Genomic DNA, 22,937 nt, shown 5'->3' with positions numbered 1-22,937 from the left:
TCGCCTTGAATCCCTGGAACACGACGGCAGCCCTCCTGTCGTTCGCCGCGAGATCGGGCAGGTCAGCAGCGGCCCGGCAAGGGCGATCGCGGCGGTGCTCTCGGCTGTCCCATCTGTCTACGGTGTAGACACGCGCTACAGTGTAGACGCGTGCTTGGCGTCATCAGGAAGGAGAGCCATGACGAGCGACACGGTTGAGGTGCCCGGAGCTCGGCTACACGTCGAACTTGCCGGTGACGGGCCCCCGCTGCTGCTGATCTCCGGCGGCGGAGGCGATGCCGGGATGTATGCGGACGTGGTCCCGCTGCTGACGCGGACGTACACCGTGATCACCTACGATCGGCGCGGCAATTCACGCAGCCCGTTCACCTACCCCGACGCCTCGATCACGCCTGCAACGCAGGCGGACGACGCGGTCGCCGTCCTCGACCACCACGGCCTCGAACGCGCCTACGTCTTCGGCAACAGCGGGGGCGCGATCATCGCCCTGGAGATGGTGATCAGGCATCCCGGCCGCCTGCTGGGCGCCGTCGTGCACGAGGCGCCGCTGGTCCAGCTCCTGCCGGCCGACTCCGCCGAACGGCGGGAAATCGACCACATCGGCCGCCTCGGCCAGGACGGGCACCTGATGCGGGCCTTCGCGGCCTTCGGCGCGATGACGCTGCCCGACCCCCCGCGCATCTTCCTGTCGCCCACCGGCCAGACCGTCATCGCCGCCGGCACCCAACTCATGCTCGCCGCCGGCGACCTGGCGCGGAGGCTCACCCGGCGCGAACCGGATGCGATGACCCGTCAACTCCACAACGCGGAGCTCATGCTGCGCCGCGAGCTACCCGCCTTCTGCTTCGACTACCAGCCCGACCTGTCCGCGCTGGCCGCCACCACGGCGCCGTGGTGCCTGGCCACCGGGCGCGACAGCGTCGGCAAGCCTTACTACACTCCCGCGCACGTGCTGTCCGAGCGCCTTGGCATACTCTGCCAGGAGTTCCCCGGCGGCCACGTCCCGTACATGCAGCACCCGGAGGAATTCACCAAGACACTCACCACGATCCTGGAGGGCTTCGCAGCATGACGGCCGACCCCAGACCGCCGGGTACGCTGCCGGAGCCGCCCACCCGGCCCACTCTCACCCGCGAATACCTCGCCGTCGCCGCTCTCGCCCTCATCGACGCCCACGGCCTGCGCAAGTTCTCCATGCGCAAGCTCGGCACCGCGGTCGGCTTCGACCCGATGGCCGCCTACCGCTACTACGACGATCAGGAGGCGCTCTTCGACGGCGTCGCCGAGGCGCTGTTCACCGAGATCGACGTCGACACCCTGCCCTGGGACGGCCCCTGGCAGGACCTGGCGCGCGAATACTGCCTGCGGCTGCGCGACACCCTCCTGCGCCACCCCCACGCCGTGCAGGTGTTCGCGACCCGGCCGGTGCGCTCGCCCGCCTCCATCGACACCGGCGTCAAGATGCTCACCAAACTCCATGCCGACGGCATCCCCCCGGCGCTCGCCCTGCGCATAGCACGCTGCCTGCGCGAGTTCACCATCGGCCACGCCCTGGCCATCGCCGTGACCCGGCTCGGCGCGGAGCGGCGCAGCCGCAAACCGCGGCCCGGCAGTCCCGACTACAACGTGCTCGCCGAAGCCGCCGACGCCACCACCCTCGACGACCACTTCGAGATGGGGGTCACCGCGATGCTGCGCGGCTTCCAGCACTCCGCCGACTGACCAGGCAACCAGCAAGATCACCGGTGGGGCCGCTCGGCAGCGCGCGTGCCGACCGTGGTCACCGAGCTGGGTCGTCTCGCTGACCGAGGACTTTGACCTGGACACCGAGGAAGGCCGGTTCATGTTCGCGGTCTTGGCCGCCGCCGCAGAGGACGAGCCGGAGCTACGCGCCGAGCGAAAGGCCGAGGGCGGTACGGTCGAGCTCGGCAGGAGGCGTCGAAGGCCGGCGAATTCGAGCAGGGACCCTCGGCGGAGGCAAGCGCTCAGGCGTTGGACGAAATCAGGGGCGTCCTCGAAGCCCGCCATCCCCAGCGGTCGTCGGCACACCCGCCACCCGCAACTTCGCCATCCATCCGTCCTACGGGAGCGCGCTGGGCGGCGAAAACGCGACCGTTTGCGCCGCCCAGCCACTCATGAAACCTCACCGGTATCACCTTGTAAGGCACCACCGATGCCGACCCAGGTCGGTCAGAGGACGTGGGTCATGGCGCTCCAGCCACTGCCGATTTGGTAGCCGTTGCCATAAGGGGCGGTGGGGGAGGCTTTGAAGTTGTTGCCGTAGTAGCGCAGGGTCCCGTCTGGTTTGATGGCGAGGATGTCCGCGTAGCTGTCGCCGTTGACGTCTGCGGCGGTGAGGTGGTTCATGTCGGCCCAGCCGGTTCCGATTTGGTAGCCGTTGCCGTAAGGGGCGGTGGGGGAGGCTTTGAAGTTGTTGCCGTAGTAGCGCAGGGTCCCGTCTGGTTTGATGGCGAGGATGTCCGCGTAGCTGTCGCCGTTGACGTCTGCGGCGGTGAGGTGGTTCATGTCGGCCCAGCCGGTTCCGATTTGGTAGCCGTTGCCGTAGGGCGCGGTGGGGGAGACGTTGAAGTTGTTGCCGTAGTAGCGGAGGTTTCCCGTTTCGTCGACGGCGAGGATGTCGGCGTAGCCGTCGCCGTTGACGTCTGCGGCAGCGAAGTGGGTCATGCCGGCCCAGCCGCTGCCGACCTGGTAGCCGTTGCCGTAAGGGGCGGTGGGGGAGGCTTTGAAGTTGTTGCCGTAGTAGCGCAGGGTCCCGTCTGATTTGATCGCGAGGATGTCGGCGTAGCCGTCGCCGTTGACGTCACCGAGTGCGGCATGTTTCATGTCGGTCCAGCCGCTGCCGATCTGACGGCTGTTTCCGTACGGGGCCGTCTGTGAGACGTTGAAGTTGTTCGCGAAATAGTGCAGCGTGCCGTCCTGCCTGGTCGCGAGAATGTCGGCGAAGCCGTCACCGCTCACGTCCGGGATCCTGTTCTTGTCGTCGGGGATGACAGGCGACACGTATCCCATGAGCCGCGAGTTCTCCCGCAGGCCGATCCGGTCGGGGATGTTGCCCTCGACGGTGGTGACGACTCCGCCGGAGTTGGCGAGGACCATGCCGATGTGTTCTGGAAAACCATTATTGTCGGTGTCCGGATATACGGCGGCGTCGCCGGGCCGGGGCGAGTATCCGTCACCGATCGGATGCCATGTCCCATGCTGCTCGCCGTACTCCTTGAAATTGATGACGCGGCCGCCGATCGTCTCGACGTCCTCGACGCCGCCCGCTTCGCGCCATATGTACTTGACGAAATGCGCGCACCAGTCGGTCGCGCGCCAGCCTTGCGTGCCGCAGGGGTCACCCGCGCCCATTTGACCCGAATAGAAGTTGCAGTTGTGACCGCCGATCTCGTGATTCCTGCTGTCGTCCTTGTATTCGCGGTTCCCTATCTCCACCATCCGCTGTCTGATGGTGGAGGCTTGAGCAGGAGCCGCGGCGTTGGAAGACACGATGACCAGACCGGAAGTGGCGGCGACCGTGACGGCCAGCACCCGTGCCAGAGCGCGACGGGCCGACAATCGGATACGCATGCGTAACCCTTTCTGTGGAGAGGTTCGGAAGTTTTGAGACACGCCTTCGGAAGGTGTTCATCACGCCGGCGATGGTCCCCGTAATGCCCATGCGTCGGAGCCAGGGGCGGACGTCATGGTCGACACGGCCAGCTCCACGCAGGCAGGCCGAGACTCGGATCCCGGGCTCGGCTTCAGAGGCGTGACCAGGCGGGCTCCCCGGCACCGCCGGTTACCGGGCTACTTGTGCGGCCCGCTGGGATCCCTGCGTCGTGGGAGCGGGATGGCTGCCCGCCCCCGCCACTCACAACGGGCCGCACGATGGAGCAATGACTAGCCGCCGAACCTGCCCGCGTTGCCCCGGCTGTACCCCTTGCCCCCGCCGATTCCGCTGCTCGGACCGAGCCCGCTGCTGCCGCCGAGCCCGCCCCTGTCCGAGGCCGCGGACGCGGCCTGAGCCGTCGGGCCGATCAGCAGCGCGACACCCATGGCTGCGGCGACAATTCCGGTGACGATTCGCATGTTTCTCCCCCTGTCTGGAGCGGATCTGGATTGCTGCCCAGAGTCGTCGGGAGGCGTCATAGCCGCGTCATAGCCGCAGGGTTATGACGCCGATATGACAGCGGCGGGCGATGCTGCCGCTCGGAGCGCATCGGCGTTTGGGGGCAGGCGAACATGGGACAGCGTCCGCCGGGTTTTCGTGAGGTGTTCGCGGTGAGGGAGTTCCGCGTGCTGCTGGCGGCCCAGAGTCTCTCGACCGCGGGCGATCAGGTCGCGCGGCTGGCTCTCGCCATCCTCGTCTACGCCGGCACCGGCTCGCCGGTGTTCACCGCGATCAGCGTCGCGCTCACGTACGTGCCCGAGTTGCTCGGCGGCCCGCTGCTGAGCGGGCTCGCGGACCGGTATCCGCGACGGGAGGTGATGGTGGCGTGCGACCTCGTCCGGGCCGCGCTCATCGCCGCCGTCGCGATCCCCGGTGTGCCGTTGCCCGTGCTGTGGCTGCTCGTGTTCCTGGTGCAGGCGGCGAACGCGCCGGCGCGCGCCGCGCGGTCGGCGAACATGTCGGTCATGCTCACCGGCGATCGCTACACGATGGGGCTCGCGGTGATGTCCACGGCCGCGCAGATCTCCTACTTCGGCGGATTCGCCCTCGGCGGTGTGCTGGTGAGCGCGGCTGGGCCGCACATGGCGCTGCTGGTGGACGCGGGCACGTTCGCCGTCTCCGCGCTGCTGTTCCGATTCGGCCTCCGGCCGCGCCCCGCGAGCAGGCGGGACGCGACGATGCTGAGCTCGGCCCGGGCAGGGATGCGGCTCGTCCGGCGCGACTGCAAGCTACGCGCGCTGGTGTCGCTGGCCTGGACCTACGGCTTCTACGTCGCGCCGCTCGGCCTCGCGGTCCCGTACGCGGGTCAGATCGGCGCGGGAACGGTGGCCGCCGGCCTGTTCCTGGCCGCCGAGTCGGTCGGCTCGGCAGTCGGCGGCCTGCTGCTCACCCGCCTGGTGGCGGCCGAGCTCCGGTCCCGGTTACTGGGCCCGTTGACGGTGCTCACCGGTGTGCCTCTGCTGGCGATGGTGTTCGAGCCGCCGGTCTGGTCGTCGCTGGTGCTGCTCGTGCTGTCCGGGGTCTTCGCCGCCTACCAGGTGGTCGCGAACGCGACGTTCGTCATGGCAGTTGCCGTCGAGTACCGCGGTCAAGCGGTCGGAATCGCGGCGTCGGGGCTGTTCGCCGCGCAAGGCCTCGGGATCCTGGGCTCCGGCCTGCTCGCCGAGGCGGTTGGACCTGCGGCGAGCATCGTGACGTTCGCGGCGGTCGGAGTGCTGGCCGCCGTTCCTGCCGGCGTCGCCTGGCGGCGGGCGACCCGGCACACCTACGAGTACGCAGGAAAGGAGGAGTGATCATGGAATTCAGACCCGCAACGGACTGGCACGCGCCGGTCGAGTGGTAGTGAGTTCGCTCAGCCCGCCCGGCGTGTCCGATGGACCCGCCGGGCGGGGACTCCCGCTTCGATGTCGGGGGCAACGCCCCCGACGGCGGCGATGAGATCGCGTACCCGGGAACGGGCCGCGGCGGCCGACGGCTCACAGCCACGCTCGTCGTGCACCTCGGCCACCTGGTGCAGGGCGCGGGCCTGCCAGATCGGCGAGTCGATGGCCTGTGCGAGCCGCTCGGCCTGGCCGAACCTGTGCAGCGCCCCTTCGTGGTCACGGCGCAACCTGCTCGCCGCGCCGAGCGCCAGCCACGCCTTGGCCTCTGCCAGAGGCTCGTCGACGACACCGGCCAGCTCGATCGCGTGATGGAGGTATTCCTCACCTGCGGCGAGACGATCCCGCTCGATGTGCAGACAGCCCAGGCCGTAGCGGGCGAAAGCCTCGCCCCGCTGGTCGCCGAGGCCGATGACGGTGGCGAGCAGGTCGGTGAACGCCTGCTCCGCCTCCTCCAGCCGTCCTGAGGCGAGGAGCAGCTCGCCGATCCGGTAGGCGACTTCTGGATGGATGTGCGGGTCGACGGCCCGGCTCGCGGCAAGGGCCTTGTCCAGGTACGGGCGGGCGGAGTCGAGGTGGCCGACGTCCAGCAGGAGCTGGCCCAGCAGGCGCAGCACGAGGATCTCCGCCCCGGCGTCGCCGACCTGGCGTACCGCGTGGAGGGCGCGCTCGCACTGCTCGACGGCCTCGGCGTACAGGCCTCGCATGCCTGCGGTGAACGCGGCCACCCCGTTCGCCAGGCCCCAGCCGTGCCGGTCGCCGCAGCTTTCGAAGAGCTCCAGGGCCTCCTCCACGGCGGCGGCGGCCGATCCGTACCGGTGCCGGTACGCCTCCAGCAGGCCGATCCCGGTGAGCAGGGCGGCGGAGCCGCGGGTGTTGGCGGCCGCGCGGGTGGCGGCGAGCGCGACGCGGTGAGTTTCCTCCCATTCGTCGTAGTGTCCGCGGGTCTGGAACAGCGACGCCGCGCTGACCGCCAGGTCCCAGCACAGTTCGTCGAGCCCGAGTGCGGCGGCTTGGCGGACGGCGGCGACGATGTTCGGGCGTTCGGTTTCGTACCAGGCCAGGGGTTCGGTGTCGACGATGTCCTGGCCCGGTGGTTGCCATCGGGCGGCGGTGCCGTGCAGGACCGCGTAGTCGCCGCCGTAGACCGCGCGATGTGCCCGTTCGACCAGCGCCAGCCAGCCGGCGAGCACGCGGGGGACGGCCTCGGGCTCGCCGAGCTCACGGGCGTACAGGCGGACCAGGTCGTGGAAGCGGTACCGCATGGGCCCGGCGACCTGCAGGAGCTGGGCGTCGACCAGGCTGTCGACGAGGTCGGGCGACCCGTTCGCGGCGAGCGCGGTCCAGCCGGGCAGGTCCGGGGTGTCGGTCAGCGCGAGTCCCGAGAGTAGTCGGAGCGCGGCCGGGTCGAGCCCTTCAGCCGACAGCGCGATGCTGCTGCGCACCTCCAGATCGCCGTGCGCGAGTTCGTCGAGCCGCCGCCGCCCGTCGCTGAGCCGCTCCACCATGTGACCGATCCGCCAGTGCGGCCGGCCGGCGAGCCGGGCACCGGCGATCCTGAGCGCCAGGGGCAGGTTCCCGCACAGCCGCACGAGTTCGTCCGCGGCCTGCGGTTCGGCCCGCAGACGGTGAGTGCCCGTGACCTTGGCGAGGAACCGTACGGACTGGGCGGCTTCGAGCTCCCCCAGCTCCACGCGGCCGGTGCTGGGCAGGGCGCACAGTCTCGATCTGCTGGTCACCAGCACGGCGCAGCCCGCGCCGCCCGGGAGCAGGAGCCGCACCTGCGCCTCGTCGACGGCGTCGTCCAGCACGACCAGGACGCGCCGCTCCGACAGGAGTTCCCTGAACCTGGCCGCACGCTCGTGCACGTCGGCGGGAAGGTCCTGCACCGGCTCACCCAGCGCGCGCAGGAACTGCGCGAGAACCTCCCCGGGCACCACCCGCCGATCCTGTACGGCACGCAGCCGGGCGAACAGCTGGCCGTCCGGAAACCGCGCCCGCACGCGGTGCGCGATGTGCAAGGCCAGTGTGGTCTTGCCCACCCCGGCCTTGCCCGTGACGATCAGGACGGCCACCGCGGGCCCGACCTCCGGCCGCAGCGCCGCCTCCAACTCGGCCGCAGCCCGATCCCGCCCGGTGAAGTCCGGTACGTCGGGCGGCAACTGACCCGGGCGGGGCCGATCGGGCTTCCGGTCGAGGTCGAGCGAGGGATCACCGATGAGAATGGCCTGCTCCAACCGCGCCAGGCGTGGCTCGGGCTCGAGTCCGAGCTCCTCCACGAAGGTTCGGCGGGCGGCCTGGTAGAGCGCCAGCGCGTCGGCCTTGGCGCCGCACCGGTAGAGGGCCAGCATGCGCAGCTCCCACATCCGCTCGCGCATGGGGTGCTCGCCGGTCAGCGTGGCCAGCTCAGACAGCAGCTCGCGGTGCCGGCCGAGGCGCAACTCCAGCTCCAGGCACTCCTCCAGAACGGCCAGGCGGGCCTCCTCCATGCCGGTCTTCTCCGCCTCCAGGACGGTGGCGTCGATGCCGGAAAGGAGGGGACCCCGCCACAGCGCCAGCCCCGCCCGCAGGGACGTGACAGCCTGCGCATGCCGGCCCTCGGCGGCGGCGCGGCGGCCCGCCTCGACGTGGCCGGCGTATTCGAGCAGGTCAAGGGTTTCCGGTCCGGTCTCGAGCAGATAGCCGCCCGGCCTGGTCCTGATCACGCTGGGGCAGCCGGCCGCGGCCAAGGTCCTGCGCAGCCGTCCCACGGTGTTCCGGACCTGCCGCCAGGCCGACTCGGGCACCGGATCGGCGAAGGACACCTCGACCAGCTGGTCCACGGTGACCGTGCGGTTGGCACGAAGCAGCAGCAGCGCGAGCGAATCGCGCTGGCGTAAGCCCAGATCCACCACGTCCCCGTGCACGGTCACCTCGATCTGCCCGAGAACATGGAACCGCACGGTCATGGATGGCCCTTTACGATTTTCACCCCGTTTGTCAATAATCATGTTCGTGGGTGTGACAAGCGTCCACGCTCTGCAGTCATGACTGAAAAGCCCAGCGTGAACAGCGAAGTCGAATGTTGCGGATCCATTTCACGAGTGAGGACCTTGCGCGGACGCGGATCGCCACGACGGCGGATCCACTGTGGGAGATCGCGCTGAGCATGTACCGCCTGGTGGGGCGCAGGGGCGGAAGCGCGTTCGCCGTCTGGCGGAGCCGTACCCGGCACGATCTGGCCAGGACGGGCGGCACGGCCGCGGTGCGACGGGTCCTCGCGCCGCTCTTCCCCAGCACCTCCTCCTACTTCCCCGACTTCCTCACCCCGCCTGACGGCGTTCTCGGGCTGGACGCGGGGGTGGACGCCGTACTGAGCACACCACGGCGACTGCTCCGCCGGGAGCTGGACAAGCTGGCGGGCAGGACGGGTACGCCGTCATGGGCCTGGGGACTGGCCGACGGCCGTCGGGATGCCTTCCACGACCTGCAGCACGGACTGCACACCTACTTCGACACGGCCATCGCCCCGTACTGGCCCGACATCCACAGCATGGTGGATGCCGACCGGGCGGTACGCGGACGCGCGTTCCTGGACGGCGGGGCCGGCGGCATGCTGGCCGGTTTCCGGCCGATCATGCGCTGGGAGCCGCCCGTGCTGTCGATGGATCATCCGGTGGACCGGGACGTGCATCTCGGGGGACGAGGGATGGTGCTGATCCCCTCGTACTTCTGCTGGGGGGCGCCCGTGCCGTTGGCGGATCCCGAACTGCCGCAGGTGCTGGTCTATCCGATCCAGCGGTTTCAGCCGTCGGCGGCGACGAAGGAGCTGCCGACGTCCGGTGCTCCTGTCGCCCGGCTGCTGGGTCCCACCCGCGCCGCCATCCTCCGTGCCACCGTCGACGGAGCGACGACCGGCGAGCTCGCTCGGCGCCAGCGGATCCACGCCTCCGGCGTGAGCCAGCACACCCAGGTGTTGCGTGAGGCGGGCCTGATCGTCAGCCGGAGGACGGGCGCCCAGGTCCTCCACACCATCACCCCCTTGGGTGCGGCCCTGCTGGCGGGCGCCACGGCCGACAGGCCCGCTGGAGATCGGCGCCCGCGCTGGTGATCGGCTCCGGCGGCGGCATCGCCGCCGTACCACTGCGGACGTGATCGGCCAGTCCGGGTCAGCCATCCCCATGCGAACATCTCCACCGCGCCGTTCTCGTCCTCGTTGTCATGTCGATTCGACGGGTGTCGCTGATCGAGGTCCAGGGTTGTCACGATGCCGGCGAGTGGGAAGCGCGAGGGCGGCGAGGACCGCGAGGACGAGCACACCCGAGCAGATCCAGAAGCTGACGGTGAACCCGGCCTCAGTGGGGATGCCCTGGGAGGTGTTCGCGGAGAGGACCGCGGCGAGGACGGCGGTGCCGATGCTGCCGCCGATGGTGCGGGCGAGGGTGTTGATGCTCGTGGCGACGCTGGTCTGGGACGGCGGGACGGTGGCGAGGATCGCGTTGGTCATGGCGGCGGACGCCAGACCGATACCGATGCCCATGAGGGTGACCGCGGTGAGGATGTGCCACGCCGCGTCGTGAGCGACGGCGAGCAGCGCGAACGAGGACGTCGCCATGAGGATGCCCGTCACCAGTGGGAGTTTGGCGCCGAAGCGGCGGTTCAGGGCACCGGACAGCGGCGCGAACACCACCATCGCCACGGTCGCGGGCAGGAGGAACAGGCCGGCTTCGCTGACGGACTTGCCGAGGCCGTAGCCGGTCGCGGTGGGCAGTTGGAGCAGCAGCGGCACGAGGAGGAACGAGCCGAACGTCACGACGCCGAAGGCGGTGCCGGCGAGGTTGGTCGTCCACACGCCCCGGCCGGCGAACATGCGCATGTCCACCAGCGGGACGCGGACTCGCAACTCGACCGCGACCCATATGGCCAGGGTCACGGCGGCCCCGCCGAACAGGCCCAGCGTCAGGCCGCTCGCCCACCCCCAGCCGCCGCCCTTGCTGAGCGCCAGCAGCAGGCAGACCAGACCGGCGGACAGCAGCAGCACCCCCGGCACGTCGATGCGGCCCGGAGCGCGAACGGGGAGTGCCGGGACACCGAACGCCACCCCCGCCATGGCGAGACCGATCAGGATCAGCGGGAACCAGAACAGCCAGTGCCAGTTCAGGGTGGCGACGATCGGTCCCGCCAGCACCGTGCCGAGGCCACCGCCCGTGCCGAGCAGAGCCGACAGCAGACCGACGGCGATGCCGACCCGTTTGGGCGGCAGCGTGTCCCGGACGATGCCGAACGCCAGCGGCAGGATCGCGCCCCCGGCCCCTTGCAGTACCCGGCCGGTCACCAGGACAGCGAGAGTCTCGGCCAGCGCGGCGACCAGAGTGCCGACGGCGAGCACGCCGAGGACGATGAGCAGTACCCGGCGGCGGCCGAACATGTCGCCGAGCCGGCCCGCGACCGGGGTCGCGATCGCGGCGGCCAGGAGGTAGGCGGTCACGAGCCAGCTGATGTCCGCCGTTGACACGGACAACTCGCCTGCGATGACGGGCAGGGCCGGAGCGACGAGCGACTGCAGCATCGCGAACACCACTCCGGCCAGCGCCAGGAACGCGAGCACGAGCGTGGGCCTCGTGCGCCGGGGGAGCACGGGAGTCGGCTCCTCCCCAAGGGTTACGTCGGTACGCATCGCTACTCGGGCACGAGGCCCGGTTGGGTGACGGCCCGCAGCAACTGCGCGATCTCCTCGCCGGGACCGGCCGGGACGGTGTAGCCGGTCTCGTCGCGGATCTCGGCGAGGTGGTCCCGGACGTCCTCGACGGACAGGTCCGGGTGGTGGTAGCCGGGTGTCCTGCCGATGAAGAAGCGAGCGACCTGCCCGGCGCCCGCGGTGTAGATCTCGCCGGTGACCGGGCAGTCCTCGTGCGCGAGGAACGCCACCACCGGCGCCACCAGCGCGGGATCGAGCCTGCCGAGGACGGCGTTGACCATGGCCGTGTTCGCGGGGTCGAGCCGGGAGCCTTCGCCGAGGTGCCTGACGAGCATGCGGGTGGCGGCGATGGGGGCGATGGCGTTGACCTTGATGCCGTGCTCGGCGCCCTCGACGGCGAGGACGCGGGTGAAGCCGGCCACTCCCGCCTTCGCGGTGCCGTAGTTGCTCTTGTGCGGGCTGCCGAGCAGTCCGGCGGCCGAGGTGGTGTTGACGACTCGGCCGTAACCTTGCTCGCGCATGACCTTCCACGTCGGCCGGGTCACGTGGAACAGAGCCTTGACGTGCACGTCGAGGACCGGGTCCAGCACGTCGGGAGTCGTGTCCTCGAGCAGCGCGTCCCGCAGGATGCCCGCGTTGTTGACGAGGATGTCGATCCTGCCGTACGTGTCGAGCGCGGCGCGGACGAGTGCCGCGCCGCCGTCCGGCGTCGCCACGTCGCCGGTGTCCGCGATCGCGTCGCCGCCGCGGGCGCGGATCTCGGCGGCGACGGTCTCGGCCGGACCGACGTCGCGGCCGTCGCCGGTCACCGAGCCGCCGATGTCGTTGACCAGGACTTTCGCGCCACGGGCGGCCAGCAGCAACGCGTACTCCCGGCCGAGCCCGCCGCCGGCACCGGTGACGATGGCGGTCCTGCCGTCGAAGGTGAGTTCGGTCATGTCGCGCCTCCTCCTCACCACTCGACGGGCAGCGCATGGACGCCGTAGATGCTCATGTCGTTGCGGAAGCGAATCTCCTCGATCGGGACGGCGAGGCGAAGGTCGGGAAGCCGGCGCAGCAGGGTGGGCAGCGCGATCTGGAGCTCGGCGCGGGCAAGGGTCTGACCGATGCACTGGTGCACGCCGTAGCCGAAAGCTATGTGCCCCCGTGCAGGGCGGTCGAGGTCGAGGACCTCCGGCCGGTCGGTGAACGCGGGATCCCAGTTGCCCGCCGGCAGGTTCATGATCAGTCCTTCGCCGGCCCGGACGAGCGTGCCGCCGATCTCGACGTCCTCCTTGGCGATCCGGGCGATGAGGCTGTGCACGATCGTGAGGTAGCGCAGTAGTTCCTCGACGGCGTTCGCGATCACGTTCTGGTCGTCTGTGTCGCGGAGCACGGCCGCCTTGTCCGGATTCTGCAGCAACGCGACCGTGCCGAGCGCGATCATGTTGGCGGTGGTCTCATGGCCGGCGTTGAGCAGGATGACCCCGTTCATCGCCGCGGTCTCCCGGCGCAGCTCCCCGGTCTGTACGTGCTCGCGGATCACCCGGCTCATCAGGTCATCGCTCGGCTCGCGTTCCTTGCGGGCCACCAGCTCCATCATGTAGCCGAAGAACTCCCGGGAGGCCTTCAGCTTCTCCTCGGGCGGGGTGTTCATGTTCATCAGCTTGCCGGTGATGCCCTGGAAGAAGCCGTGGTCGGCGTACGGCACCCCGAGCAGCAGCGAGATCACCAGCGACGGGATGGGCAGCGCGTAGTCCTGGACGAGATCACCCGGCTGCCCTTTCTCCACCATCGCGTCGATGAACTCGTTCGCCATCGCCTCGATGTCCGGGCGCATCGCGTTGACCCGCTTGACCGTGAAGTCCTTGGTGAGCATGCGGCGCAGCCGCGCGTGCTCCGGATCGTCCATCCTCGGGAAGGTCTCCGGCGCGTTGGGGCCCTCGTGCTTCCCGTGGCCCTGCAGCACACCGAGGACCTCCGCGCTGATCGCCGGGTGGGCCATGGCGGTCTTGATGTCCTCGTACCGGCTCACCGCCCAGACGGTGTGACCGTTCCAGTTCACCTGGCGCAGGCCCTCCTCCTCGCGCCAGCGCGTGTACTCGGCGGGTGGGTTGAACGGGCAGCGGGCTTCACGATCGCCAGGGAAGATCGGAAGGTCCGCGGCGTTGGCATCGGTCGCGGTGCTCATGGAAACCTCCTGTTGGGTCATGCGGCGGTCGGGCTGGTGAGAGCGGCGGTCCACGGGCTGCCGGCCGCGATGAGGGAGCGCCAGGCGCGCAGGATCTTGGGCGATTTGCCGATGGCGAGCACGCCGGCGACGCGCTCGCCTCTGCGGTAGGCGACGAGGAGCTGCCGCCGGGAGAAGTCGCTGTCCATGACGAGTGCCTCGTCATGGTCGCGCAGGTGGCCGTAGGCCTGGATCTTGACGTCGTACTGGTCGGACCAGAAGTACGGGACGGGGGCGAACGGGCGGGGTTCGCCGAGGAGGTTGCGGGCGACGGCCATACCCTGCTCGGCGGCGTTGGTGCGGTGCTCGATCCGCATCGCGGTGCCGAACAGCGGGTTGTGCCAGCGGGCCACGTCACCTACCCCGTACACGTTCTCCGCGGCGGAGCAGAACTGGTCGCATACCAGTCCGTCGTCGACGGCCAGACCGCTGCCTGCCAGCCATTCGGTGTTGGGTACCGAGCCGATGGCCACCAGCACGTCGTCGGCCGGCAGGACGGTCGCATCGGACAGACGCACGCCGGTCACCGTGCCCTCGGCGCTGAGGATCTCGGTGACCACGGCTCCTGTGCGCACGGCAACGCCGTGGTCATGGTGCAGCCGGGTCAGGAACCGTCCGGCTTCCTCGCCGACGGCCTGTCCCAGCGGCGTCGGCCCCGCTTCCAGCAACGTCACCCGGACCCCGAGAGCGCGGGCGGTGGCGGCCACCTCGGCGCCGACGAACCCGGCGCCGACGATCACCAGGTGCCGTCCCGGCCGGAGTCTTTCCTTCAGCGCCAGCGCGTCCGGCAGGGTGCGCAGCGTGTGCACTCCAGCCAGACCATCGGCGCCGGGCAGGAGGCGAGCACGGACGCCGGTCGCGATGATCACAGCGTCGTAAGGGACGCGGGTGTCGTCGGCCAGCATCACGTTCTTCCGGCCCGGGTCCAGCCCGGTCGCCGGCAGGCCCAGCCGCAGCTCCAGCCCCAGCGCGTCGAGGTCGTCAGCCGAACGCAGCGCGAGCCTGGCCGGCGCCCACTGCCCGGTCAGCAGTTGCTTGGACAGCGGCGGCCGGTCGTAGGGCGGCCGAGGCTCGTCACCGACGAGCGTGATCACGCCCTCGAATCCCGCCCGGCGCAACGACTCCGCCGCCGCCAGCCCGCCGGCCGAGGCCCCGACGATCACCAACCGGTTCACGACTCCGCCAGGTGGATGGCCGCGGCCGGGCACACCATGGCCGACTCCCGGACCGCGTCGTGCGACTCCGGGCCGGGAGTCTCGTCCAGCAGGACGACGACGCCGTCCTCGTCCCGCTGGTCGAACACGTCCGGCGCGAGCAGCACGCACTGACCTGCGGCGACGCACTTGTCGGCGGCCACGTTCACCTTCATCGGACTCCTCCCCGAGCAATTGGCAGTGTGATGCCAGTTCCCCTCGTGGGGCAGAAGCTAGCACAACTGGCAGGAACCTGCCAGTTGATATGCTCTGCTGATGGCCACAGAGACTGAGCGGCACCTGCGGGCCGACGCCGCGCGCAACGTCGAACGCATCGTGCGAGCTGCCCACGCGGCCTTCACCGACGACGGCCCTGAGGTGTCACTCGAGGAGATCGCCCGCCGCGCCGGGGTGGGCATCCGGACGCTCTACCGCCACTTCCCGCGCCGCGGTGACCTGATCAAGGCCGTTCTCGATCAGCGGGTGGCCGAGGAACTCATGCCGGCGATCGAGCGGGCGCTCGACGACGAGGACCCGCTGCAGGGCCTGACCACGTTGATCGAGGCCGCGCTCGCCATGGTGACCCGCGAGATGAGCACGCTCGCCGCCGCCAAGAGCGCCGACTCCCTCACGCCCGACCTGTCCACCGCGTTCTTCGAGGCCATGATCGTGCTCATGCGCCGGGCCCAGCAGGCCCGCTTGCTCCGGGCCGACCTCGTCCCGGAGGACCTGGGCCGGATCATGGCCATGCTCACCAGCGTGCTCTGGACCATGGACCCCGAGACCGAGGGCTGGCGCCGCTACCTGGGCTTCGTCCTCGACGGCCTCTCGCCCGCCACGGCGACCGTCCAGCCGCCGGCCGCGCCCGTGGTGAAGAAGCCACGGGCGGGCAGCCTGTTCGGCTGACCCTCCCTCTCCATCGGTAGTCAATGTCGGGGTTGATATCAGGGTGAACCCTGATGTGCGCTTAAATAATTGTCAGCATGCTGCCAGTTGATTCCGGAGAGATCCATCTGAGAGGTGCCGGTCATGGCGTTCTTCAATGTGCTTGAGTGGTTGCAGTCGTTGCCCGAGCCCGCGATGCTGGCGGGAGCAGGAGCGATCGCGCTGGGAGAGGCCATCATCGGCGTCGGGTTCCTGCTTCCGGGGGAGGCGGCGCTGCTGATCGCGGCGGCCACCATCAACTCGGTGCCGGAGTTTCTGCTCATGTGGGCGGCGGTCACGGTCGGCGCCCTGGTCGGCAATGTGATCGGGTTCGAGCTCGGCCGCCGCGTCGGCCCTCCGTTGCGTAATACCAAGCTCATCCGCAAGTACGGCGGGGACGGCTGGGACAGAGCCTCGGCCCTGCTCCGAAGACACGGTCGCCAAGCCGTGTTCACCGGCCGGCTGATACCGCTCGTCCGCAGCTTCGTACCCGCCGTCGCCGGAGCGGCGCACATGCCCTACCGCACATTCCTGCCACCGGTGGCCGCAGGCGCCGCCTGCTCGACGGCGATGCCCCTGCTGGTCGGCATCGCGGTCGCCGCAGGCCTGAAGAACGCCGACAACCTGATGCTCATCATCCTGGGCGGGCTGCTCCTGGTGGTCGCCGTGGTCATCGTGATCCGCAAGCTCCGCAAGGATGCCCGCGCGAAGACGTCGGCGATGACCACAGTGCCCAGCGGCCCGGAGGACCCGGGTCCCGATCTCGAGGCGAGGCGCTGAAAGGTCGCCGAATCCTTCGCGCCTGCGGATACGCCGACCTGGCTCGTCGGCTATCCCCAGAACGCCTGGGCCTGCCTGCCGAGCGACTGCTGGCCTGCCGTGTTGGCGTGGCAGCCGTCGGCGACCTCGTTGCTCCTGAGCCGGAACGTCCCGGAGTAGGTCACGTTCTGCGTCGGGTCGGCGGCCGCCTGCCTGGCGAGGCTGTCGGTCAGCTGCGGGCCGGTGGCGCCTGCCAGGAAACACGTCTGGCCGGGATCGTAGAGGGGCTGACCGGTGATGTAGATCTTGGCGCCGGAGGCGGCGTGCCGGCGCGCGTTGGCGATGAGCCGCTTCACCTCGTCATAGGTCGCGTTGGCGTTGAACACGCAGATCTGCACCCACACGGCCGTCGGCCTGCCGAACCTGCTCACCTGCTGGTCGAACTTCTGCCAGGCGCTGGAGTCGGGGTCGGTCCACGACTGCACGACCAGACCGCCCGTCCCGTACGGGCCCCACATGCGCTTGCCGCCGACCGCGACGTATCCCTGGGCGACGTTCTCCGCCATGGAGCAGCCGATGAAGCCCATCGAGTTGGCTTGCTGAGGGCCGGTCGGGGTGACCGTCGGCGTTGGTTCGCCCGTACCGCCGGTGCAGGTCACGCCGTTGAGGGCGAAGGCGGACGGTACGGGGTTGCTGCTGTTGTTCCACGAGCCGTTGAAACCGAAGCTCGCATTGCCGTCGGTGGCGAGGGTGCCGTTCCAACCGGCATTGCGAGCGGTCACCTGCGTACCGCTCTGGGCGACCGTGGCGCTCCATGCCTGGGTCACCTGCTGGCCGGCGCCGAACGACCAGGTCAGCGTCCAGCCGGTGATGGGATCACCCAGGTTGGTCAGGCTCACGTTGGCGGTGAAACCTCCCGTCCACTGAGAGGCCACCGAGTAGGTGACGCGGCAACCGGTCGCGGCATGCGCGCTCGTCACAACCCCGCTGACGGCGGCGGTCGCCGCTGCTGAGACGATGACGGCGACGAGGAGACGTAACCGAGATAGGTGCATCGCTTCTCCCTCAACTGCGTACTTCCGTGGTGGGCTTGCGATCACAGGTGGGCGTCAACAGTTACGGCGCGGGAGCGATCTGTCATCGGCGGACTCCGCCTCGAGATCGGCGGTCGGCCCGATCAGCGTGGCACCTGCGGCAACGGCGAGCCCGCCCGTGATCGAAGCCATCTCTGCCTCCACCGACACCTGCCGTACGCGGACGAACGTAAGACATTTGCGCGACGGTGGTCAATGTCTGCGTCATACGTTCAGGGCATTTCGGCTGGTGGCGGCCTGGTCGCGAAGCTGTGACGATGAAAGTTCCACAGTGGTGCCGGCGCGATCTTCAGGATGGTTCCCTGCCAGGCGCGGCCGATCGGTGATCGAGTGGCCGACCGCACTACAATCCGCCCATGCGCTCAGACGTCGCCCGCAGCCGCAGAGCTGATCCACGGCACCGGCATGTCTGAGCCTCGGGACGAAACGACGCCGGCCGGCCCGTTCGACGACGCCGCCGAGGAGAGGTTCGTCCTGTCCCGCCGCTACGCCGCAGGCACGGGCGGTGCGCGGGGACTGTTGATCACGGTTCTCGGCAATCATGTGAGGCCGACGGGGCTGCCGGCGCCCACTTCGGCCTTCGTCGATGCGCTGGGCCGCTTCGACGTGAAGGAGGAAGCCTGCCGGCAGGCCCTTGCGCGTGCCTCCGCGGACGGCTGGCTCACTCCCGAACGTGAAGGGCGATACACGTGGTGGCACCTCAGCCCGGCGTTCACGCAGTTCCTCGACCTTGGCGCTGAACGGATCTTCGGCTTCACCGCGACTCAGCCGGAGTGGGACGGCCGGTGGCTGGTGGTGTTGGCCCGAGCCGCGGAAACGAATCGGGCCGGACGCCACCTGCTGCGCACGCGACTGCGATGGGCGGGGTTCGGCAACCCGGCGCCGGGGGTGTGGGTCAGCACGCACACCGACCGGGTCGGCGAGGCCGAGTTCGTCCTTGACGAAGCGGGGGTTCGCGAGGAGGCGCAGGTCTTCCTGTCGGAGTACCTCGCCGGCGGTGAGGTGTCGACGCTTGTCCGCCAGGCGTGGGACCTTGACGAGGTCGCGCGGCAGTACGAGGCGTTCCTGGCTGAGTTCACGCGGCCGCCTTCGAACGATCCGCTGGTCAGGCTGACGCAACTGGTGCACGCGTGGCGCCGGCTTGCGCTGGTCGATCCCGCGCTGCCCGCCGAGCTGCTGCCTCCCCAGTGGAGCGGCGCTCGCGCCGCGACGCTCTTCCAGCGGCAACACGCGAGGTGGGAGCCGGACGGGATGCGTGAGTGGGAACGCATCAGCGGACGGCCGGGATGAACCCTGTCCGGCGCCGCGGGTCAGTCGGAGCGCCGGAGGAGGCTGCCGGCGGGCGCCACTACCAGGTGACCGGCAGGGCGGCCACGCCGTACATGGCGGCCCGAGGCCGTAGCGGCACCTCCTTCGCGGGCACGGCCAGTCGCAGCCCGGGGAAGCGGCGCAGCAGCGCCGGATAGGCCAGCCGCATCTCCAGCCGGGCCAACTGCTGGCCCAGGCACTGGTGGATGCCGTGACTGAAGCCCAGTTGCTGGGTGGCCTGGCGGGTGACGTCGAAGCGGTCGGGGGCGGGGAAGCGGGTCGCGTCGCGGTTGACGGCCGGGAGGGAGATCGTCACGGTTTCGCCGGCTTTGATCGTCTGCCCGGCGAGGGGCACGTCGGCCCTGGCGACCCGGATCGGGCCGATGTGCGTGATGCTGAGATAGCGCATCAGTTCCTCGACCGCGGTCTCGGCGACGGCGGGATCCGTGCGTACGAGGTCGGCCTGCTCGGGGCGGCACAGCAGCAGGAACGTGCCCAGGCTCAGCATGGTCGCGGTGGTCTCGTGCCCGGCGGTCAGCAGCAGCGTGGCCACACCGGTGAGCTCCTCGTGGTTGAGCTCGCCACCGGTGACCAGCTCGCTGAGCAGGTCCTCGCCGGGCTCGGCCCGCTTGCGCCCGACCAGCTCGGACAGGTAGCCCATCAGCTCGGCGCTCGCGGCACCCCGCTGTTCGATGGTGTTGTCGAGGTTCACCGCCCGCGCGGTGGCGTCCTGGAAGCGTGAACGCTCGCCGTACGGCACGCCGAGCAGCTCGCAGATCACCAGCGACGGGATCGGCAGTGCGAACGTCTTGACCAGGTCCGAGGGAGCCCCGGAGCGGGCCATCTCGTCGAGCTGACCGTCGATGATCTCCTGGATCCTGGGCTCCAGCCTTCGCATCTTCCGCATGCTGAAGTGCCCGGTCAGCAGCTTGCGGTAACGGGAGTGCTCAGGGTCGTCCATCGCGATGAAGAAGCCTGGCGGGATCACCAGATCCGTCAGCCCCTCGGGCGGCGCCAGCTCCTTGATCGGCGGGGCGGCGCCCTGCTGGGTGTTGCTGAAGCGCGGGTCGTCGAGCACCGCGCGTGCCTCGGCGTAGCCGGTGACCAGCCAGCCGAGCCGCCCGTCGGCGTAGGTCATCGGGTGCAGCGGTCCGTGGAGCTCTTTCAGTAGAGCAGGCGGCTGGAACGGGTCCTCCCGTTCGACCGGCAGACTCTCGAGGATGTCCATGCCCGCAAGAAAAGCGCATAGACTGCGAAATTGCAAGCTATGCATAAACGCAGGGCATGCTGTAGGGTTGCGCTGTGGAAGGTCATCGCGAACGCAAGAAGGCCCGCACTCGTCGTGCGCTGCTGGAGGCCGCGGTGCGGCTGTTCAGTGAACGGGGCTATGAGCAGACCACTGTCGCCGAGATCGCTGCGGCGGCCGACGTGGCACCCCGGACCTTCTTCGCGTACTTCGCGAGCAAGGAGGAAGTGCTCTTCCTGAACGCCGAGGATCGCGGGCAGATCATGCTCGAGGTGATCGCCGGGCGGAAACCGGGGGAGCCCCTGGGGGATCTGCTGGGCCGGATGTTCGAGGCCCTGGTGCGCAGCCTGGCCGAGGGCGACGAGCTGGACTTCGCGCTGTCGCCGCTGCGGGCCCGGCTGGTGTTCACCGAGCCCGCGCTGCGGGCACGCGGGCTGACGCTCATCCTCCAGGAGCAGCCCCTGCTGGCCGGGGCCCTGTGCGAGGTCTACCCCGAGCTGGATCCCGTGTCGGCGGGAGCGGCGGTCGGCAGCTTCATGGGCGCGCTGGCCGTGGCGGGGCTCGTCGCCCAGCAGCAGGGCGGCTCCAACGAGGACGTCCTGACCGCCGGCCGGCGAGGGATCGAGATCGCGGTCAACGGGCTGTCGAGCCTCGACGGTTCCTGACGCGACCGCCGGAGTTCACCGCTGGCGTTGCATGGAGAGGGCCTGCCGCCAGTGCTCGGCCGCCTGGCCCATGTCGTGGCCGAGGAGCTCGAAGAACTGGGTGGTGGTACGGAGCCGGTCGCCGGTGGGTGTGTCGCTGCCGAAGATCCCGACGCCGTGTCGCGTGGTGTCGGCCCAGATCGCGATCGACCTGGCGCTGGCCGCCCACGTGTGGTACCAGACGTCCACGTCCACGAAGTACCGCACCCGGCGCGCCTCCCGCTCCCGGGCGACCATCTGCCGCTGCTCCAGCCACTTGATGGCATTGGAGATCGTCGCCGGGCTGACATGGAGTTGCCGGGCGAGTTCCGTGGCGGTCAGGCTGCCGCCCTCGCTGAGGAACAGCGCGGCGAACACCCTGGCTGTCATCTGTCATGGGTGCCATCCCGCCCTCGATCATCATGGCGACGAACTGTTCTTCGAACTCCCGGGCTGTGCGGACGTCACGGTTGTCGGTGGTGTGCGGAACGCCGGCGTGGGGAGCGCGCTTGCGGCGGCGGGCGCGCCAGTTCGTCGCATGCTGGGCGCGCGCCGCCCGGTAGCCGTGCGGGCCGCCGTTCCTGGCGATCTCGCGGGTGACGGTGGACCTGGACCGTCCCAGCCGGCGGGCGATCTCCGCGTAGGTCAAGCCGGCCGCCAGGCCTTCGGCGATGCGGCGACGATCCTCGGCGGTCAGCCGGTCTCCCGGCATGTCATCCTCCCCGGTCGAGCCCTCGGTGCTGCAAGGCAGTTGCACTCAGCTACAAAGTCATTGCACCAATACATGGCCTTTGACCTGCGCAAATGAATTCTTCAAGTTGTCTCATCTCAGAACACGACCCTAGCGTTCACCCAGACCGAAGAGGAGGTTCCACCATGAAAAAGGTCGTACTCGTCACCGGCGCCTCCGCCGGCATCGGCAAGGCCACCGCACTCGAACTCATCCGCGCCGGCCACATCGTCTACGGCGCCGCGCGGCGCGTACACAAGATGGACGACATCCGCGACGCCGGCGGACACGCCCTGGCGCTGGACGCACGCCGGCCGGAGGACCTGGAACACGTCATCGGCGCCATTGTCGCCGAACAGGGCCGCATCGACGTCCTGATCAACAATGCCGGCACCGTCCTGCACGGCGCGGCCGAGGACATCCTCATCGACCTGGCACGCGACCAGTTCGAGGTCAACGTCTTCGCCCCGGCCCGGCTGATCCAGCTCGCCCTGCCGTACATGCGCGAGCAGGGGTCCGGCACGATCGTCAACGTCTCCTCCATCGGCGGCGAGATCGCGCTGCCGCTCGGCTGCTGGTACTACGCGACCAAGCACGCGCTGGAGGCCTACTCCGACAGCCTGCGCATGGAGGTGGAGCCGTTCGGCATCGACGTCGTGATCATCCAGCCCGGCATCGTCAAGACCGAGTTCGAAGACCACACGGCACAGGACCTCCGTGAGATCTCCGGCACGACCGCGTACGGGGAGATGGCCGAAGCCATGGCCCAACGCGCCGAGACACAGCTCGGCGAGAACACCCCGGCCAGCGACCCAGGTGTCGTCGCCACCGCCATCCGGCAGGCCATCGAAGCCGACAAGCCCGAGACGCGCTACGCGGTCGGCTACATGGCCGAAAGGCTCCTGGAGCTCAACAGGACGTTGCCGGACCGCGAATTCGACAAGCTCCTCACGAACGTCACGAAGTAGGCCGCCACGCTGTCTCGCAGATGGTGGGCGCTCATCGCGCTCGTGCTCACGTCGCCGGCCGTGGGCTTCGACGTGACCATCCCGAATCTGGCGCTACGGCGTTGACCGACGGCCTCATCGAGATCGGTGATGGTGGACAGCGGCGGCTCAGTCGCGGGAACCGCGGCGGCGTACGATCGCATCGCTGATCTGCCGTGCCGCTTCGAGCTCGGGCGCCACCCAGCGCAGGCCGGTGTCCTTCACATCCGCGGGCTCGGCTATCGCCTGCGGCAACGGCGCTTCATCCCGACCAGACCGCCACGTCGCCGGGTCCGGCCGCTCCGGCAGGTGCCGGAACCGATCGTTATGTTCCTTGTCGCCCATGTTAGAGATGACGACCCTGACCCTCTCGAAGTTCCTCCGGCCTCGCCCTGAACGAACGCAAGAGGCCCGCCGGATGTCAGCGGCGGCGTCAGGACGGCGACAGCCCCATATCAGAGCGGTCGGCGATCGTTGGGGCATCGAAAGAACACCGCACAAGGAGCACACGATGCAGAAGTTCGACACCCCCGCCCCGATCGCCGCCGTCCTGCACATCCCCGCGGGACGCGTCC

21 protein-coding genes and 1 pseudogene are annotated in these 22,937 nt (G+C 69.6%); 9 read left to right on the top strand and 13 right to left on the bottom strand.

Annotation, left to right across the window (positions count from 1 at the left end):
* The first annotated feature begins 178 nt into the window (after positions 1-178).
* On the top strand, positions 179-1,072 hold the full coding sequence (locus ACWDRB_RS00110) for an alpha/beta fold hydrolase (RefSeq protein ID WP_449891217.1): 894 nt from the start codon (positions 179-181) through the stop codon (positions 1,070-1,072).
* Positions 1,069-1,722: a TetR/AcrR family transcriptional regulator gene (locus ACWDRB_RS00105; protein WP_449891216.1), complete on the top strand. Its 654-nt coding sequence runs from the start codon at positions 1,069-1,071 to the stop codon at positions 1,720-1,722. The genes ACWDRB_RS00110 and ACWDRB_RS00105 overlap by 4 nt, the downstream gene beginning before the upstream one ends.
* 468 nt (positions 1,723-2,190) lie before the next feature.
* Here the strand turns inward: ACWDRB_RS00105 and ACWDRB_RS00100 are convergent, their stop codons facing one another.
* Both ACWDRB_RS00100 and ACWDRB_RS00095 read right to left on the bottom strand, forming a co-directional pair.
* Positions 2,191-3,591, bottom strand: a complete 1,401-nt coding sequence (locus ACWDRB_RS00100) for an FG-GAP-like repeat-containing protein (protein WP_449891215.1) — start codon at positions 3,589-3,591, stop codon at positions 2,191-2,193.
* Between the two features lie 312 nt (positions 3,592-3,903).
* Positions 3,904-4,092, bottom strand: coding sequence for a hypothetical protein (locus ACWDRB_RS00095; RefSeq protein WP_449891214.1), 189 nt, complete (start codon positions 4,090-4,092; stop codon positions 3,904-3,906).
* 192 nt (positions 4,093-4,284) lie between these two features.
* Here ACWDRB_RS00095 and ACWDRB_RS00090 point away from each other — a divergent pair, with 192 nt between their 5' ends.
* Positions 4,285-5,466 carry an MFS transporter gene (locus ACWDRB_RS00090; RefSeq protein WP_449891213.1) on the top strand — a complete coding sequence of 394 codons (1,182 nt, stop codon included), beginning with the start codon at positions 4,285-4,287 and terminating at the stop codon, positions 5,464-5,466.
* 59 nt (positions 5,467-5,525) lie between these two features.
* Here ACWDRB_RS00090 and ACWDRB_RS00085 read toward each other — a convergent pair whose 3' ends face one another.
* Positions 5,526-8,501, bottom strand: coding sequence for a BTAD domain-containing putative transcriptional regulator (locus ACWDRB_RS00085; protein ID WP_449891212.1), 2,976 nt, complete (start codon positions 8,499-8,501; stop codon positions 5,526-5,528).
* Between the two features lie 113 nt (positions 8,502-8,614).
* Between ACWDRB_RS00085 and ACWDRB_RS00080 the strand changes: the two genes are divergently transcribed.
* Entirely contained in the window at positions 8,615-9,643 is a 1,029-nt protein-coding gene (locus ACWDRB_RS00080) for an ArsR/SmtB family transcription factor (protein WP_449891211.1), read from the top strand.
* A gap of 108 nt (positions 9,644-9,751) precedes the next feature.
* Here the strand turns inward: ACWDRB_RS00080 and ACWDRB_RS00075 are convergent, their stop codons facing one another.
* The 5 genes from ACWDRB_RS00075 to ACWDRB_RS00055 are packed head-to-tail and all read right to left on the bottom strand — an operon-like array spanning position 9,752 to position 14,808.
* Positions 9,752-11,170 (bottom strand): MFS transporter, encoded by a 1,419-nt coding sequence (locus ACWDRB_RS00075; protein WP_449891210.1) that lies wholly within the window; start codon positions 11,168-11,170, stop codon positions 9,752-9,754.
* Between the two features lie 41 nt (positions 11,171-11,211).
* Entirely contained in the window at positions 11,212-12,168 is a 957-nt protein-coding gene (locus tag ACWDRB_RS00070) for an SDR family NAD(P)-dependent oxidoreductase (protein WP_449891209.1), read from the bottom strand.
* Positions 12,169-12,182: 14 nt separating this feature from the next.
* Entirely contained in the window at positions 12,183-13,400 is a 1,218-nt protein-coding gene (locus ACWDRB_RS00065; protein ID WP_449891208.1) for a cytochrome P450, read from the bottom strand.
* A gap of 17 nt (positions 13,401-13,417) precedes the next feature.
* Positions 13,418-14,614, bottom strand: a complete 1,197-nt coding sequence (locus ACWDRB_RS00060; RefSeq protein WP_449891207.1) for an NAD(P)/FAD-dependent oxidoreductase — start codon at positions 14,612-14,614, stop codon at positions 13,418-13,420.
* Positions 14,611-14,808, bottom strand: a complete 198-nt coding sequence (locus tag ACWDRB_RS00055) for a ferredoxin (protein ID WP_350722003.1) — start codon at positions 14,806-14,808, stop codon at positions 14,611-14,613. The genes ACWDRB_RS00060 and ACWDRB_RS00055 overlap by 4 nt, the downstream gene beginning before the upstream one ends.
* Positions 14,809-14,908: 100 nt before the next feature.
* Here ACWDRB_RS00055 and ACWDRB_RS00050 point away from each other — a divergent pair, with 100 nt between their 5' ends.
* Together ACWDRB_RS00050 and ACWDRB_RS00045 are read left to right on the top strand one after the other, a co-directional pair.
* A complete protein-coding gene (locus ACWDRB_RS00050) occupies positions 14,909-15,538 on the top strand; it encodes a TetR/AcrR family transcriptional regulator (protein ID WP_449891206.1) in 630 nt (209 codons plus the stop codon).
* A gap of 123 nt (positions 15,539-15,661) precedes the next feature.
* Positions 15,662-16,336, top strand: coding sequence for a DedA family protein (locus ACWDRB_RS00045; protein WP_449891205.1), 675 nt, complete (start codon positions 15,662-15,664; stop codon positions 16,334-16,336).
* Between the two features lie 50 nt (positions 16,337-16,386).
* Here the strand turns inward: ACWDRB_RS00045 and ACWDRB_RS00040 are convergent, their stop codons facing one another.
* A complete protein-coding gene (locus ACWDRB_RS00040; protein WP_449891204.1) occupies positions 16,387-17,370 on the bottom strand; it encodes a cellulose-binding domain-containing protein in 984 nt (327 codons plus the stop codon).
* A 369-nt stretch (positions 17,371-17,739) separates the two neighbouring features.
* On the opposite strand from ACWDRB_RS00040, the gene ACWDRB_RS00035 reads away from it, so the two are divergent.
* Positions 17,740-18,699: a PaaX family transcriptional regulator gene (locus ACWDRB_RS00035; RefSeq protein ID WP_449891203.1), complete on the top strand. Its 960-nt coding sequence runs from the start codon at positions 17,740-17,742 to the stop codon at positions 18,697-18,699.
* A gap of 58 nt (positions 18,700-18,757) precedes the next feature.
* On the opposite strand, the gene ACWDRB_RS00030 is transcribed toward ACWDRB_RS00035, so the two are convergent.
* Complete coding sequence (locus ACWDRB_RS00030) at positions 18,758-19,945, bottom strand: cytochrome P450 (RefSeq protein ID WP_449891202.1); 1,188 nt, start codon at positions 19,943-19,945, stop codon at positions 18,758-18,760.
* A gap of 74 nt (positions 19,946-20,019) precedes the next feature.
* On the opposite strand from ACWDRB_RS00030, the gene ACWDRB_RS00025 reads away from it, so the two are divergent.
* Complete coding sequence (locus ACWDRB_RS00025) at positions 20,020-20,628, top strand: TetR/AcrR family transcriptional regulator (RefSeq protein WP_449891201.1); 609 nt, start codon at positions 20,020-20,022, stop codon at positions 20,626-20,628.
* A gap of 15 nt (positions 20,629-20,643) precedes the next feature.
* Here ACWDRB_RS00025 and ACWDRB_RS00020 read toward each other — a convergent pair whose 3' ends face one another.
* Positions 20,644-21,036 carry a MarR family transcriptional regulator gene (locus ACWDRB_RS00020; protein WP_397374311.1) on the bottom strand — a complete coding sequence of 131 codons (393 nt, stop codon included), beginning with the start codon at positions 21,034-21,036 and terminating at the stop codon, positions 20,644-20,646.
* Between the two features lie 190 nt (positions 21,037-21,226).
* A pseudogene (locus tag ACWDRB_RS00015) lies at positions 21,227-21,307 on the bottom strand (helix-turn-helix domain-containing protein); the annotation flags it as partial.
* A 215-nt stretch (positions 21,308-21,522) separates the two neighbouring features.
* Between ACWDRB_RS00015 and ACWDRB_RS00010 the strand changes: the two are divergent.
* On the top strand, positions 21,523-22,344 hold the full coding sequence (locus ACWDRB_RS00010; RefSeq protein ID WP_449891200.1) for an oxidoreductase: 822 nt from the start codon (positions 21,523-21,525) through the stop codon (positions 22,342-22,344).
* 147 nt (positions 22,345-22,491) lie between these two features.
* Here ACWDRB_RS00010 and ACWDRB_RS00005 read toward each other — a convergent pair whose 3' ends face one another.
* The gene (locus ACWDRB_RS00005) at positions 22,492-22,707 is read right to left on the bottom strand and encodes a hypothetical protein (protein ID WP_397374313.1); all 216 of its coding nucleotides are present in this window, start codon (positions 22,705-22,707) and stop codon (positions 22,492-22,494) included.
* Positions 22,708-22,937 lie beyond the last annotated feature (230 nt).

This window comes from Nonomuraea sp. NPDC003707, assembly GCF_053587055.1.
This window is presented reverse-complemented; position numbering and strand designations above follow the sequence as displayed.